Origin of the sequence: Serinibacter arcticus (genome assembly GCF_003121705.1) — a bacterium.
Taxonomy (GTDB): domain Bacteria; phylum Actinomycetota; class Actinomycetes; order Actinomycetales; family Beutenbergiaceae; genus Litorihabitans.
The window spans coordinates 2,011,833-2,025,861 of record NZ_PYHR01000002.1 but is presented as its reverse complement, the minus strand read 5'-3'; the positions used below and the strand labels follow the sequence as shown (position 1 = coordinate 2,025,861).

Genomic DNA, 14,029 nt, shown 5'->3' with positions numbered 1-14,029 from the left:
CTACCGGGGTTGCGGCTCCGGCGCAGGCCGATCGCCGCGCGCCAGCACGATCGTCCCGATCTCCCGCACGTCGGGGGCGGCCCCGCGCAGCGCCGTGACGACGGCGGCGCGGTCCGCCGGGTCCTCGACGGCGACGACCAGCGTGACCGGGGCGTCGTCGTCGGCCACCGTCAGCTGCACGCGCGACGTCGTCACGCCGGTGGCCAGGACCGCGGTCAGCAGGTCCCGGGCGACCCGCGGCGTCGTCACGAGATCGCTCGTGGTGGTGAAGACCACCTCGGTCCCGCGCCCGCGGGCGGCGGCGACGGCGTCGCGCAGCGCGGGCGTCAGCAGCCACGGGACCTGCAGCTCGTCGCGCGCGACCTGCTCCGCCGCGACGGCGCGGCGCACGACGGCGGGATCCCCGGGTTCCGCCTCGCCCCGCGCCACCGCGCCGAGCGCCGGGTCGAGCAGGTCCTGCAGGTGCAGCAGGCGTCGGTCGAGGGCGGCGCGACGCGAGCGGGCGGCGTGGGCGCGCGCGAGGGCGGCGTGGGCGGCCCGGGTCTGCTGCTCGTCGCGGCGCCCGAGCGCGATCATCACGGCGCGGCCCGTGACGCCGACCGCGACGGGCCAGATGCAGCTCGCGATCGCGGGGAGCGCCGGCACGAGCGCCGCGGGCGAGCGGTCCGGATCGGTCAGCACGGCGAAGGTGGCGACGGCGAGCACCAGCGCGCCGCTCGCGGCGACGGCCACCCAGCCCGGCCGGTACATCGCCGTGATGACCGCCGCGAGCGCGGCCAGCGAGATCGGCCAGGCGAACCCCGTCACGAGCGCGCCGGGCGGCGCCCCGAGGAGGTAGCCCACGGCGCCGGCGAGCGCGAGCAGCTGCAGGAGCGCGAGCCAGGGCAGCCGGGCGCGCTCCTCACCCCGGACGAGGAGCCACGCGCCCGCGACGCACAGCAGCGCGGCCCAGCCCAGAAGCCACGGCGGCTGCCCCTGGCCGATCCCCGCGACGCCCCAGGCGAGGGCGAGCAGCGCGAACGGGACGATCGCCCCGGCGACCGCCGGCCGCGGGTCCCCGGCGGCGCGCGTCAGCGACGGGGTGCGGCCGTCGTCCCCGGCCCACCGGCGCAGCCGAGCGCCGAGCGGGCGCGAGCCTCCGCCGTCGTCCTCGTGCTCGGCCGCGACGTCCGCCGACCAGCTCAGGGAGACCCGGGTCCCGCGGCCGGGCGCCGAGTCCACCCGGACGTCGGCACCGACCAGTGCCGCCCGACGGCGCACGGACTCCCGCAGCCCGTAGGAGGCGCGCGTGGTGGCCGGGTCGAAGCCGCGCCCGGTGTCGCTCACGACGACGCTCACGCCCCGGGACGCGGTGTCGCCGTCGTCGTCCGCACCCCCGTCGGCACCCCCGTCCCCACCGTCGCCCCCGCCACCGGCCGCGACCGTCACCGCCGCCGTCGTCACCCCGCCGTGGCGCGCGGCGTTGCGCAGGGCCTCGCCGACAGCGTCGCCCAGCGCCCGGACGACGGGTCCGGGCAGCGTCACGACGTCGGCGTCGTGGTGCAGGACGACGTCCAGACCGGGCGCGGTGGCACCGCGCAGCACGGCGAGCAGGTCGAGGTCGTCGTCCCCGCGATCGGCCCCACCCCCGCCGCGCCGCCCCCCAGATCGCGCCAGGCGTCGACGGCGACCCCGCGCGCCTCCCCGCGATCGATCCCCGGCGTCGCGATCGTCCGCAGGGCCGCCAGCGCCTCGTCGTGCAGGATGCCCTGCGACTCGCGGTGCGCCTGCAGGAGCGCCTCCTGCTCGGCGCGGCTGCGCACGGCCGCGGCCCGCTCGTCGGCGCTGCGGCGGATCCGCTCCGCCATCCGGTCGAGGATCGGCAGCACGAGCAGGCACGAGGCGGCCGTCGCGAGCGCGGGGCCGAGCAGGGTCAGCGTGTGGGTGGAGAGGGGATGCCGACTCTCGGTCCAGCCGAGCACGACGACGGTCAGCGCCACCGCCGGCCACGGGCGGCGGCGCAGCAGCACCGCGAGCGTGAGGGTCCCGTAGGACAGCAGCAGCGCCGAGTGGCCGGCGCCGACGACGGAGGCGCCCAGTCGTCCCCAGGCGTACAGCGCGAGGGTGAGGAGCAGGGCCGTCCACGTCGCGACGGCGGGCGGCCGGGCGCGCCAGCTGAGCCCCGTCAGCGCCACGGCCGCGACGAGGAAGGCCGCGGTCAGCGCGAGCGTCGGCGCCGGGAGCCGGCCGTCACCGCTCGCCGGCAGGACGGCGACCCAGGTCGCGACGATGAGCGCCGAGGCGCCGGCCCAGGCCCGACGGATCGCGACCTCGACGTCGAACCCGGCGCCCGTCGACGCCTCGCGCTCGGAGGTCACCCCAGGCGGTAGGGGTCGTCGATCTGACCGGAGCTCAGCGCCCGCGCGACGGCCTCGCGCGGGCCGTCGCGCAGCGGCATCCCGATCGCGGAGTACGCCTCGAGCACGCGCGCCATGTGGGTGCGGGCGGTGGAGACGGAGATCCCCAGGTCCTTCGCGACGGCGGACCACGGCAGGCCGGCCGCCAGCAGCGTGAGCACCTCGCGCTCGCGCGGCGACAGCGACACCTCGCCCGCGGGGTGGGAGACGAGCTCCATCGCCAGGCGCGAGCTCATGTAGACCTCCCCGCGCGCGGCGGACTGCACGGCCTCGACGACGTCGCGCTCGGGGTCGCCCTTGAGGACGAGGCCGAGCGCGCCGGCCGCCATCGTGCGCTGGACGAGCGCGGCGCGGTGCTCGCTCGTGTAGAGGACCACCGGCAGACCGCGGCCGACGACGGCGCGCACGTTGTCGGCGGGGTCGGTCCCGTCGCGGAGGTCGACGTCGAGCAGGACGACGTCCACGCGGAGATCGTCGACGGCGAGCAGCTCGCCGACGGTCGTGCTCACCGTGACGAGGTCGATCTCGGCGCTCGTGGCGAGCGTGGCCTGCAGGCCTCGCAGCAGCACCGGGTGGTCGTCGACGGCGGCGACCCTGATCCTTCTCGGTGTGCTCACGGCATTCCCCCACGCTCGGCCCGAGGTGGGGCACTGACGAAGCGCACCGAACGATACCGGCACCCCGCGCCGCGGTCGCGGGCCCCGACGTCGACGATCCCGACGACTTCCGCGCCCCCGAGGCGGCCGGTAGCGTCCTGCGGCGAGGTCCGGCGGACGGACGAGGGACCCCGGAGGTGAGCGTGACGAGCGGTCCCCGCCCCGGGAACGTCGCTGACGCCCTCGCCCGCACCCGAGCCCGCACCCGAGCCCGCACCCTGGTCGCTGTGGCCCTGGCCGGCGTCGCCGCCCAGATGCTCGCCACCGGTCGACCGCTGGTCGACCTGGTCTACTTCACCGTCCAGTCGGCCCTGCTGCTCGCCCTCGGCACGGCCCTCGCCCTCGTGCCGAGGCTGCGGGGCTCGACGGCGCTCGCGACCGTGCGGGGGGCCGCGACCGTCGGATCGGTGCTCGCGGGTGTCGTCTACGCGCTCGCGATCGCGCCGGGCGAGGGCCAGGGCCGGTGGCTGCTGGACGAGCCGGTCGCCGCCGTCGCCTCGGTGCTCCAGCACCTCGTGCTGCCGGTGCTCGCCGTCGTCGTGCTGCGCCGCGACGTGCTCGCGCGGAGCCCGAGGCCGTTCGCGGCCGTGGCACGGCGGGCCTCGGTCTGGATCGTCTGGCCCGCGTGCTGGGCGATCGGGATGGGGCTCCTGATCACCCTCGGCGCCGCGACGCTCCCGTATCCGTTCCTGGACCCGTCGGTGGTCGGGACGCCGCGCGTGCTCGTCTCCGGGGCGATCCTGCTCGCGGTCCTCTGGTCGCTCGGGGTGCTGCTGCAGGTCCGATCACCCCGTCGCGGGGCCGAGACGCTCGTCTCACCCAGGAAACTCACAGACCGCTCATAGAGCATCAACACGTTCCGTGGCCCACACTGGAATAGTTGATCCGTCAATCGAACTCGTGGAGGACCCATGACCCTCGCAGCCCGCCGCGCCGTCACCGTCGCCGCATCTCTCGCTGCCGTCAGCGCCCTCGCCGCGTGCGCTCCCGCGGACGACCCGGCCGTCACCACCGACGAGACGGGGGAGTCCTCGGCCGAGTCGACCGAGACCGCGTCGGAGTCCGCCTCCGAGAGCGCCGGTTCCGACGAGGCCGGAGCAGCCACCGGCGGCACCTACGCCGACGGCAGCTACACCGCGACCGGCAGCTACATCTCCCCGGGCGGTGAGGAGAGCGTCGAGGTCACGCTGACCCTCGCCTCCGACGTTGTCACCGACGTCGAGGTCGTCTCGCTCGCCGAGCACCCCAACTCCGTGCGCTTCCAGGGCGAGTTCATCGACGGCATCGCCGACGTCGTCGAGGGCGTCCCGCTGGACGAGCTCGCCGTCGACAAGGTCGCCGGCTCCTCCCTGACCTCGGGCGGCTTCAACGAGGCCGTGGAGATCATCAAGGGCGAGGCGGGTGCCTGAGCAGGCTCCACCGTCGGGCCGGATGCAGTTCGAGGGCATCGGGACGCTGTGGCAGATCGACACCCCGCAGCCGCTCCCGCTGAGCGTCGAGGCGCGCATCCAGGCCGCCATCGCGGAGTTCGACCACATGTGGTCCCGCTTCCGGTCCGACTCCCTGGTCACCGCCCTCGGCCGTGAGGGCGGGACCGTTCCCGTGGGGCACGACGGCGAGGCGATGCTCCGCCTCTACTCGCGCCTGCACGCGGCGACCCACGGCGCGGTGAACCCGCTGGTGGGCGCCACGCTCGAGCACCTCGGCTACGACGCCGGCTACCGACTCACGCCCGCGCCCGGCGTACCCGCGCCCGTCCCCACCTGGGAGGGCCTGTTCCAGGGGACGACGGCGCTGCTCACCGTGAAGCGCGGTTCCGTCCTCGACATCGGGGCCGTCGGCAAGGGCCGGCTCGTCGACATCGTGGCCGACATCCTGCTCCGCGCCCGCCAGGACGTCTTCACCGTCGACGCCGGCGGGGACATGCGGCACGCCGGCGCCGTCGGGACGGGCGAGGAGCCGCTGCGCGTCGCGCTCGAGCACCCCTTCGACCCGACCCGCGCCGTCGGCGTCGTCGGGGTCCGCGACGGCGCGATCGCCGCCTCCGCGACCAACCGCCGCGCGTGGGCCGACGGCCTGCACCACGTCATCGACGCCCGCACCGGCCGCCCGGTCGACGGCATCGTGGCCACGTGGGCGGTCGCGCGCACCGCGATGCTCGCCGACGCCGCCTCCACGGCGGCGTTCTTCCTCCCGCCGGAGCAGGTGCTGACCGCGCTGGACGGCGTGCACGCCGTCGTCGCGATGCCCTCCGGCGGTCCGCTCGTGCACGCCGGGCTCCCCGCGACCGCGGGGCCGCCGAGTCCCGCCCCGGCGGGGCCCTCGCCTACGGAGAGGTCTTCGCATGAGCGCCCTGCGCCGCCTGACCGCCGTCGTGGACGCCGGCCTCGGCCGGGTCTCGATGTACCTGCTGGTCACCGCCTCGCTGGTGCTGATCAGCACCTTCGCCGTCGTCGCCGCCGCGTCGGGGCAGCTGCCCTACGACCCCGGCGCGATCGCGCTGAGCCTGGTGGTGGGCGTCGTGGCGACGGCGGCCGGCACCTGGATCGGTGCGCTCGTCACGCGCTCGCGGCCCCACCCGCCGTCGTCGGTCATCACCGGCCTCATCCTGGCGCTCATCCTGTGGCCGGGGTACGGGCAGGACCTGCTCGTGCTCGCTGTCGCCGGCCTCGCCGCCGGGATCTCCAAGTACCTGCTCGCGTGGCGCGGTCGCCACCTGCTCAACCCCGTCGTGGCCGGCCTGCTCGTCGTCGGCCTCAGCGGCCTCGGCGTCAGCATCTGGTGGGTGGGCAGCCAGGCGCTGCTGCTCGTGGTCGCCGTGACCGGCCTGGTGGTGCTGTGGCGCACGCGACGCCTGCTGTACGGCCTGAGCTTCGTGGTGCCCGCCCTCGCCCTGACCTTCGTGGCGTACACCGGCTCGGGCCTGTCGCTCGCCCAGGCCGCGACCTTCACCTTCGGCTCCTCGCCGATCGTCTTCCTCGGCGCGTTCATGCTGAGCGAGCCGCTCACCACGCCGCCGCGGCAGTGGCAGCGGATCACCGTCGGCGTGCTGGTGGCCGTGATCTCGGTCCTGCCGGTGCTGCCCTTCGTGCCGACCCTGCCGGTGGGCATCACCCCGGAGCTGGCGCTCGCCGTCGGGAACGTCGTGGCGTTCGCGTTCGGGATGCGGCACCGGGTGGTGCTGCGGCTGGAGAGCTCGCGCCGCAGCGGCGACCTGCTCGACCTCACCTTCACGCCGTCCGCCCCGCTGCGGATGCTGCCGGGTCAGTACCTCGAGCTCGACGTGCCCGCGGCCGGGGTGGGCGACCCGCGCGGCCGCCGTCGCGTGCTGAGCATCGCCTCGGACCCCGCGGGCGGGCCGGTCAGGCTCGTCACGCGGATCGCGGCCGTGCCCGGCGCCGAGCCCAGCCCGGTGAAGGCCGCGCTGGTCGCGCTCCGGCCCGGGGACGTGCTTCCCGTCACCTCGGTGGGCGGCGACTTCCTCCTGCCCGACGGCGACGCGCCGCTCGCGCTCGTCGGCGCGGGGATCGGCGTCACGCCGTTCCTGGCGCACCTCGACGCGCTCGCGCGCGGCACGCTCGCGGCCCGGGACCTCGTGCTCGTGCACGCGGTCAAGGACGTCGCCGACGTGCTCGACGTCGTGACCGCCCCCTCGGCCGACATCCCCGGGGGTGGCGTGCGCGCCGCGCTCCCCGCCGTCGCGGCGCTGCCGTCGGGCGTCCGCCTCGTGCTGGTGCTTCCGCCGGGTGCGCCCCGCGCGGCCGTGCCCGCGGGCTGGGAGGTCGTCGAGGGCGCGGCGCTCACGCCCGACGTGCTCGCGGCCGCCGTGCCCGACCTCGCCGAGCGCACCGTGCTCGTCTCGGGATCGCCGGTGGCGGTCGCCGCGGTGACGGATGCGGCACGGTCGGCCGGGGTGCGACACCTGCGCACGGACGTCTTCCTCGGGTACTGAACCCCCCGCCCCGCCGCCGGGCGGGGCCGCGCGGCCCGGGTAGCCTGGCGTCCGTGCCAACCCCGTCCGCCGGTGGAGACGACGTCGCCACGGCCACCCCGCGTCCCTCGAGCGACCACCGCGATCCCGCCGAGCCGACCGGCGGCGCGACGACGACGCCGCCCGCCGCCGTCGTCCCGACCGTCCTGGTCCCGGAGACGGCCCCGCGGCCGTGGGTCCGAGCGGTGGTGCCCCGACCGGTGGTCTGACGCCGATGCTGACGATCCTGCTCGGTCTGGCGGCCGGCGTCGTCGCCCTCGCCGGCCTCTACCTGGGTCGCGAGGTCGTCGGGCCGCTGCTGCTCGGCGCCGTCATCGTCATCATCTGCCACCCGGTGCGGCACCGGTTCGACCGGCGCGGGCTCCCGACGTGGGTCGGCACAACCGTCGTCATCACGCTCGCGTACGTCATCCTCGCGGTGCTGGCGCTGCTGCTCTCGTGGGCCGGCATCGAGTTCGTCGACCTCGTGATCGAGTACACCGACGAGCTGCAGGACTCGGCCGCCGGACTCCTGGCGTGGCTCGAGTCCATCGGGCTGGAGGCCCAGATCGCCGACGCCGCCGCCAGCGTGCTGGACCCGGCCACGATCATGGGGTGGGCGCGGTCGCTCGGCGGCGCCGTGCTGGGCGTGCTGACGGGGTTCTTCCTCGTGCTCGCCTACGTCATCTTCATGGCGGCCGACGGCGGTCGCTACACCGGCGCCGAGCGCACGTTCGGTGCCTCGCGGACCGCGACCGTGGACCGGTTCCGCCGCTACAACGCCTCGGTGCGCAAGTACTTCACGGTCAACGCGACGTTCGGCGCGATCGTGGCGGTCATCGACGGTCTCGCGCTGTGGTGGCTCGGGGTCCCGGCACCCGCCGTGTGGGCCGTGCTCGCGTTCGTCACCAACTTCATCCCGAACATCGGCTTCATCCTGGGTCTCGTGCCGCCGATGGTGCTGGCGCTCATGATCGGCGGCTGGCCTCTGATGCTCATCGTGGCGGTCGTCTACTCGGTCGTGAACGTCGTGCTGCAGGTGCTCGTGCAGCCGAAGTTCGTCAGCGACGCGGTCAGCCTCAGCCTCACGCTGAGCTTCTTCTCGGTCCTGTTCTGGACCTTCGTGATCGGGCCGCTCGGCGCCATCCTCGCGATCCCGCTGACGCTGCTCGTGCGCGCGCTGGTGCTGGAGGGCGACCCGGGGACGGCCTGGCTGCGATGGCTCACGGGCGACCGGAGCACGGAGCCGGCGCGCCTGGCGGCACCCGAGCCGGACCCGGAGGGCGAGGAGGAGCCGACGACCTCCCGCGACGGCGACGCACCCGCACCCGCGACGACGTAGTCAGGATCGCCGCGGCGGCGGTTCGATCGCCGTCGCGGTTCGGCGCCGGCCGGGGCGCCGGCCGGGGCGCCGGCTGGGGCGCCGCGTCAGCGCGCGCCGACGAAGTCCTGGATCGCGATGACGGCGGCGCCGCGCGCCCACGCCGTCAGCCCGCCCTCCTGCACCGTGATCGGCACCGGGGCCGCCAGCGGGTCGCGGTCGGCGGCGACGGCGTCGCGCACCGCGTCACCCGCGACGTGCACCAGCGTGGCGCCCTCGCCGCCCACCACCACGAGCTGCGGCATCGTGATGTTCGCGACCAGGGAGATGAACCGTCCCAGCAGGCGGCCGGCGTCGTCCACGATGCGGCGGGCGGCGGGGTCGCCGGCCGCGGCGAGCGCGAGCACCTCCGCGTGGTCGACCGACCGCCCGAGGGCCACGGAGGCCGCCGAGGTGATCGCCGCCGTCGTGAGCACGGCCTCCGCGCAGCCGCGGTGGCCGAGCCGGCACACCGGGCCGAACGGGTCGAGGGGGAGGTGGCCGACCAGTCCGAGGCCGACGTCGTCGTCCATCACGATCCGACCGTGCGTCACGAGGCCCAGGCCGGTGCCGGCGCCGATCGTGACGAGCGCGAAGCGCTCGCACCCGCGCGCCTCACCGAACCAGTGCGTCGCCTCCGTGACGGCGACGACGTCGTTGCTCAGCACGGGAGCGGTGCCCAGCCGGGCGGCCAGCAGGGTGCCGAACGGCACGTCGTCCCAGTCCAGGAACGGACCCCGGCGCACGGCCGTCGCGCTCACGTGGCCGCCGACGCTCACCCCGACCCGGGCGACGCCCTCGCCCAGCTGCTCGACCAGGTGCGCGACGACGTCGCTCACCGCCTCGGGATCGGCCGTCGGGAGGGGGGCGTCGACGCTCTCGAGCACCTGCGCCCGCATCGTGGTGCGGACGGCGTAGGCGTGGTCGCCCGCGACCTTGACGCCGATGAACTCCAGGCCCTCGGACACGACGTCGAGGGGCTGCGACGGCCGCCCGAGGCGCTGCTCCTCGAGCCCCGCGGCGGCGCCGAGCTGGGTCGCGCGTCCGCTGTCGGTGAGGATCCCCTCGTCCATCAGCGCCTTGGTGATGCGGGTGAGGGTGCCGGGGGTGAGGTCGAAGCGGCGGGCGAGCTCGGCGCGAGAGAGAGGCCCGTGGAGCAGGACCTCCTGCGCGACGCGGAGCGCCGTGCCGGTCGCCGACGTCCACGTCGGCGTGGTCGGCCTGAGCATCGCGACCTCCTTTGCTTGCGTGCCTCAATCAAAGCATGAGGCGCGTATCAGGGTTAGTTGTTCGACTAGACGAAAGCGGCGGGAGGACCTGCGCAGTTTGGGGGTTGCCTTGGCTTGACCTCGTGCCGTAAGTTGCGTTGTGCAAGTAAAGCGATGAGCGACAGCGAGGTCAGCCATGACGACGTACACCCACCTGCGAGCCGCCGGCACGAGCCTGCTGCTGGCCACCGGCGAGACGCTGCCGCGGGTCCTCCACTGGGGCGCCGACCTCGGTGAGGTATCCGAGAGCGCCGCGGCCGAGATCGAGCGGGCGAGCGTGCTGCCCACCGTCTCGGGCACGGCCGACCTCCCGTTCACGCTCGGCGTGCTGCCGGAGCAGTCCGCGGGCTGGCTCGCGACGCCGGGCGTCACCGGCCACCGCGCCGGCACCGACTTCTCGACGGCGTTCGTCCAGACGGCCGCCCACGCCACCGAGGGGGCGACGACGCGGGCGTGCCGCTCGCGGGCACGGTCGTCGTCGAGGCGGCCGACGAGCCCGCGGGCCTCGCGCTGACGCTGACGATCCAGCTCACCGCCCAGGGTCTCGTGCGCACCCGCACCACGCTGACCAACACCGGCGCCGGCACCTTCGACCTGGCCACGCTCGACACGGTGCTCCCGCTGCCGCGCGAGGCCGGCGAGATCCTCGACTTCACCGGTCGGCACCTGCGCGAGCGCAGCCCGCAGCGGCACGCGCTGGTCGCCGGCACGCACCTGCGCGAGTCGCGCCGCGGCCGCAGCCACGACGGCACGCTCCTCATGCTCGCGGGCACCCCCGGGTTCGGCTACCGCTCGGGCGAGGTCTGGGGCGTGCACCTGGCCTGGTCGGGCAACACCCGCACGTTCGCCGAGCAGGAGATGCCGAGCGGCCAGCGGGTCCTCGGCGCCGGCGAGCTGCTGCTGGCCGGCGAGGTCCGCCTCGGCGAGGGCGAGTCGTACACGAGCCCGTGGTTGCTCGCCTCGTTCGGCGACGGCATCGACGCGCTCTCGCGCCGCTTCCACGAGTTCCTGCGGGCCCGTCCGGAGCACCCGACGACGCCGCGCAAGTCGCTCATCAACGTCTGGGAGGCGGTCTACTTCGACCACGACCTGGACAAGCTGAGGGCGCTCGCCGACGCCGCCGCCCGGGTCGGGCTCGAGCGCTACGTGCTCGACGACGGCTGGTTCAACCACCGCCGCGACGACCACGCCGGCCTCGGCGACTGGTACGTGGACGCCGACGTGTGGCCCGACGGCCTCGACCCGATCGTCGACCACGTCACCGGGCTCGGTCTCGAGTTCGGCCTCTGGTTCGAGCCGGAGATGATCAACGAGGACTCCGACGTCGCCCGGGCCCACCCCGAGTGGATCCTGCGCATGCCCTCCCGCCTGCCCCGCCGCGCGCGGAACCAGCAGGTGATGGACCTGACGAACCCGGACGCGTGGCAGTACATCTACGACCGGATGCACGCGATCCTCGGCGCCCACCGCATCGGCTTCGTGAAGTGGGACCACAACCGCGACCTGTTCGACGCCGGCCGCCAGGCCACCGGCACCGCCGGGGTGCACGAGCAGACGCTCGCGACCTACCGGCTCCTCGCCGCGCTGCGCGAGGCGCACCCCGACGTGGAGTTCGAGAGCTGCTCGGGCGGCGGCGGCCGCGCCGACCTCGGGATCCTCGCGCTCACGGACCGGATCTGGACGTCGGACTGCATCGACCCGCTCGAGCGCCAGATCATCGAGGCCGGCACGGGCCTGCTCGTGCCGCCGGAGATGCTGGGCTCGCACGTCGCCTCGCCGCACTCCCACACCACCGGGCGCCGCCACGACCTGAGCTTCCGCGCCGCGACCGCGATGTTCGGCCACCTCGGCGTCGAGTGGGACCTCACGAGCGCGAGCGACGCCGACCTCGACGAGCTCGCGACCTGGATCGCGGCGTACACGGCCCACCGCGACCTGCTGCACCACGGCGTCACGGTCCGCAGCGACGACCCGGACCCCGCGCTGCGGGTGCACGGCGTGGTCTCCGCCGACGCGCGCGAGGCGATCATCGCCGTCGTGCAGGTGACGACGGGCGTGACCGCGCCCCCCGGACGCGTCCGGATCCCCGGTCTCGACCCGGCCACCACCTACCGCGTCACCCCGCTTGCCCCCGGCGACGACCCCGGCCCGCGTCGCGGCCGCGAGGTCCCCGCGTGGTGGAGCGACGGCGTCGCGCTCACCGGCCGCGTCCTCGCCGCCACCGGCCTCCAGGCACCGAACCAGCTCCCCGAGCACACCGTCCTGCTGCACCTGACGGCGCTCTAGCCAGCACGACCAGCACGGCCAGCACAGCAGCTCAGCCAGCACAGCCCGCCCGCGCCGACCCGGCGCCCACGCACCGTCCCGACCGGGACGCGTGCTCCGCCGTCGACCCCCGACGGCACCGCCCCACCCCGCACCTTCGCCCCACCTCACCGCAACGACGCGACCCAGGAGAATCCGATGGCCACACCTGTCCTGACCGGGCGGCCCCGCCGACCCGAACCCACGTCAGCACCCCCGAGACGACGGGGGGTGTGGCGCCGGACGGACCTGCGGACGGCGATGATCTTCCTCATCCCCGCGACCGTCGGCTTCGTGGTGTTCTACCTGCTCCCCACGATCCGCGGCGTCTACTTCAGCTTCACCGACTACCCGGTGCTCGCCCCACCGACGTGGGTGGGCCTGGACAACTACGAGCGGCTGGTGAACGACCCGCTGTTCTGGAACGCGCTGGTCGTGACGCTGTACTACGTCGCGATCAACATCATCGTCCAGACGGTGCTGGCGATCGGCGTCGCCGTCCTCATGCAGCGCCTGACCCGCTCGATCCTCGTGCGTGGCGCGATCCTGCTGCCGTACTTCATCGCCAACGTCATCGTCGCGCTGGTGTGGTTCTTCATGCTCGACGTGCAGCTCGGCGTCGTGAACGTGCTGCTGGAGCGCTTCGGCATGGACCCGCAGGCGTTCTTCGGCAACCCGGCGCTCGCGCTGCCGACCATCGCTCTCATCAACGTCTGGCGCCACCTCGGGTACACCGCGCTGCTGCTGTTCGCCGGGATGCAGATGATCTCGCCGCAGCTCTACGAGGCGGCCGCGCTCGACGGCGCCAGCCCGTGGCGGCAGTTCCGCTCCATCACGATGCCGCTGCTGCGCCCCGTGCTCGCGCTCGTGCTGGTGGTCACCGTGACCGGCTCGTTCCAGATCTTCGACACGGTGGCCGTCACGACGGGCGGTGGCCCGATCAACGCCACCCGCGTCATCTACCTGTACATCTACGACCTCGCGTTCGAGCAGCTCGACTTCGGCTACGCCTCGGCGCTGTCGGTCGTGCTCTTCCTGATCCTGCTGGTCGTGGCCCTCGTGCAGCTGCGGCTGCTGCGGGCCGGCGAGTCGGACGAGGCCTGAGGAGACGACGATGACCACGACACTCGACCCGGGCGCCACGCCCGCCCCGACCGAGGCCTCGCCCACCGGTCCGATCGATCCGCAGCGCCGCCGTCGCCGCGTCCGCCCGGGCAAGGTGCTCGGCTGGATCTGCATGATCGCCCTGCTGCTGATCACGCTGTTCCCGTTCTACTGGATGCTGCGCACCGCGCTCTCGACGAACGCGCTGCTCGCCTCGCAGGCGGACAACCTGCTCCCCGCCGGCTTCACGCTCGACGGCTTCCGCCGCGTCTTCGGCCTCGTCACGCTCGAGGACTCCCTCGCCCAGGGCGGTGCCGGCGGCCGGATCAACTTCTGGCTCTACCTGCGCAACTCCGTCATCGTGGCGACGTCGATCACCGTCGGCCAGGTGTTCTTCTCCGCCATGGCCGCCTACGCGTTCGCCCGGTTGCGCTGGCCCGGACGCAACACCGTGTTCGCCGTCTTCCTGTCCGCGCTCATGGTCCCCGGCATCTTCACGGCCATCCCGAACTTCGTGCTCATCAAGGAGCTCGGGCTGCTCAACACCTTCCCCGGGCTGGTGCTGCCGACGCTCCTGATGACGCCGTTCGCGATCTTCTTCCTGCGGCAGTTCTTCCTCGGCATCCCGTTCGAGCTCGAGGAGGCCGCGATGCTCGACGGCGCGAGCCGGGCCCGCACGTTCCTGCGGATCATCCTGCCGATGAGCGGGGCGCCCATCACGACGCTCGCCGTGCTCACCTACATCGCCGCCTGGAACGAGTACTTCTGGCCGCTGCTGGTGGGGCAGTCGGAGAACGTCCGCGTGCTCACCGTCGCGCTCGGCATCTTCCGGTCGCAGACCCCGCAGGGCAGCCCCGACTGGTCCGGCCTGATGGCCGCGACCCTGGTGGCGGCGCTGCCCATCGTGATCCTGTTCCTCGCGCTGGGGAAGCGGATCGTCAACTCCATCGGCTTCTCCGGGATCAAGTGAG

The 14,029-nt window shown here is 74.4% G+C and carries 13 protein-coding genes and 1 pseudogene; 10 read left to right on the top strand and 4 right to left on the bottom strand.

What is annotated here, in order from left to right:
* The 3 genes from C8046_RS09315 to C8046_RS09305 are packed head-to-tail and all read right to left on the bottom strand — an operon-like array spanning position 1 to position 3,013.
* A complete protein-coding gene (locus tag C8046_RS09315) occupies positions 1-1,584 on the bottom strand; it encodes a hypothetical protein (protein ID WP_109229196.1) in 1,584 nt (527 codons plus the stop codon).
* Positions 1,521-2,357, bottom strand: a complete 837-nt coding sequence (locus C8046_RS09310) for a hypothetical protein (RefSeq protein WP_109229195.1) — start codon at positions 2,355-2,357, stop codon at positions 1,521-1,523. The genes C8046_RS09315 and C8046_RS09310 overlap by 64 nt, the downstream gene beginning before the upstream one ends.
* On the bottom strand, positions 2,354-3,013 hold the full coding sequence (locus C8046_RS09305; RefSeq protein ID WP_158277181.1) for a response regulator: 660 nt from the start codon (positions 3,011-3,013) through the stop codon (positions 2,354-2,356). Before C8046_RS09305 ends, C8046_RS09310 begins: the two co-directional genes overlap by 4 nt.
* Before the next feature lie 182 nt (positions 3,014-3,195).
* Here C8046_RS09305 and C8046_RS09300 point away from each other — a divergent pair, with 182 nt between their 5' ends.
* The 6 genes and pseudogenes from C8046_RS09300 to C8046_RS09280 all read left to right on the top strand — a co-directional run bounded on the left by C8046_RS09300 (position 3,196) and on the right by C8046_RS09280 (position 8,364).
* Entirely contained in the window at positions 3,196-3,897 is a 702-nt protein-coding gene (locus tag C8046_RS09300; RefSeq protein WP_146197114.1) for a Pr6Pr family membrane protein, read from the top strand.
* 66 nt (positions 3,898-3,963) lie between these two features.
* Entirely contained in the window at positions 3,964-4,461 is a 498-nt protein-coding gene (locus C8046_RS09295; protein WP_109229192.1) for an FMN-binding protein, read from the top strand.
* A 22-nt stretch (positions 4,462-4,483) separates the two neighbouring features.
* A pseudogene (locus tag C8046_RS20200) lies at positions 4,484-5,215 on the top strand (FAD:protein FMN transferase); the annotation flags it as partial.
* Between the two features lie 181 nt (positions 5,216-5,396).
* Positions 5,397-7,004 (top strand): FAD-dependent oxidoreductase, encoded by a 1,608-nt coding sequence (locus tag C8046_RS19360; RefSeq protein ID WP_109229191.1) that lies wholly within the window; start codon positions 5,397-5,399, stop codon positions 7,002-7,004.
* A 53-nt stretch (positions 7,005-7,057) separates the two neighbouring features.
* Positions 7,058-7,252, top strand: coding sequence for a hypothetical protein (locus C8046_RS19355; RefSeq protein WP_235866259.1), 195 nt, complete (start codon positions 7,058-7,060; stop codon positions 7,250-7,252).
* Positions 7,253-7,257: 5 nt separating this feature from the next.
* A complete protein-coding gene (locus tag C8046_RS09280; protein WP_109230856.1) occupies positions 7,258-8,364 on the top strand; it encodes an AI-2E family transporter in 1,107 nt (368 codons plus the stop codon).
* 86 nt (positions 8,365-8,450) lie between these two features.
* Here C8046_RS09280 and C8046_RS09275 read toward each other — a convergent pair whose 3' ends face one another.
* Entirely contained in the window at positions 8,451-9,611 is a 1,161-nt protein-coding gene (locus tag C8046_RS09275; protein ID WP_109229190.1) for an ROK family transcriptional regulator, read from the bottom strand.
* A 175-nt stretch (positions 9,612-9,786) separates the two neighbouring features.
* Here C8046_RS09275 and C8046_RS19350 point away from each other — a divergent pair, with 175 nt between their 5' ends.
* The 4 genes from C8046_RS19350 (at position 9,787) to C8046_RS09260 (ending at position 14,028) form a co-directional block, all read left to right on the top strand.
* A complete protein-coding gene (locus C8046_RS19350) occupies positions 9,787-10,164 on the top strand; it encodes a hypothetical protein (RefSeq protein ID WP_235866258.1) in 378 nt (125 codons plus the stop codon).
* Positions 10,104-11,936 (top strand): alpha-galactosidase, encoded by a 1,833-nt coding sequence (locus C8046_RS09270; RefSeq protein WP_235866257.1) that lies wholly within the window; start codon positions 10,104-10,106, stop codon positions 11,934-11,936. Before C8046_RS19350 ends, C8046_RS09270 begins: the two co-directional genes overlap by 61 nt.
* A 177-nt stretch (positions 11,937-12,113) precedes the next feature.
* Positions 12,114-13,058: a carbohydrate ABC transporter permease gene (locus C8046_RS09265; protein ID WP_109229189.1), complete on the top strand. Its 945-nt coding sequence runs from the start codon at positions 12,114-12,116 to the stop codon at positions 13,056-13,058.
* A 10-nt stretch (positions 13,059-13,068) separates the two neighbouring features.
* Entirely contained in the window at positions 13,069-14,028 is a 960-nt protein-coding gene (locus C8046_RS09260; RefSeq protein ID WP_109229188.1) for a carbohydrate ABC transporter permease, read from the top strand.
* Position 14,029 lies beyond the last annotated feature (1 nt).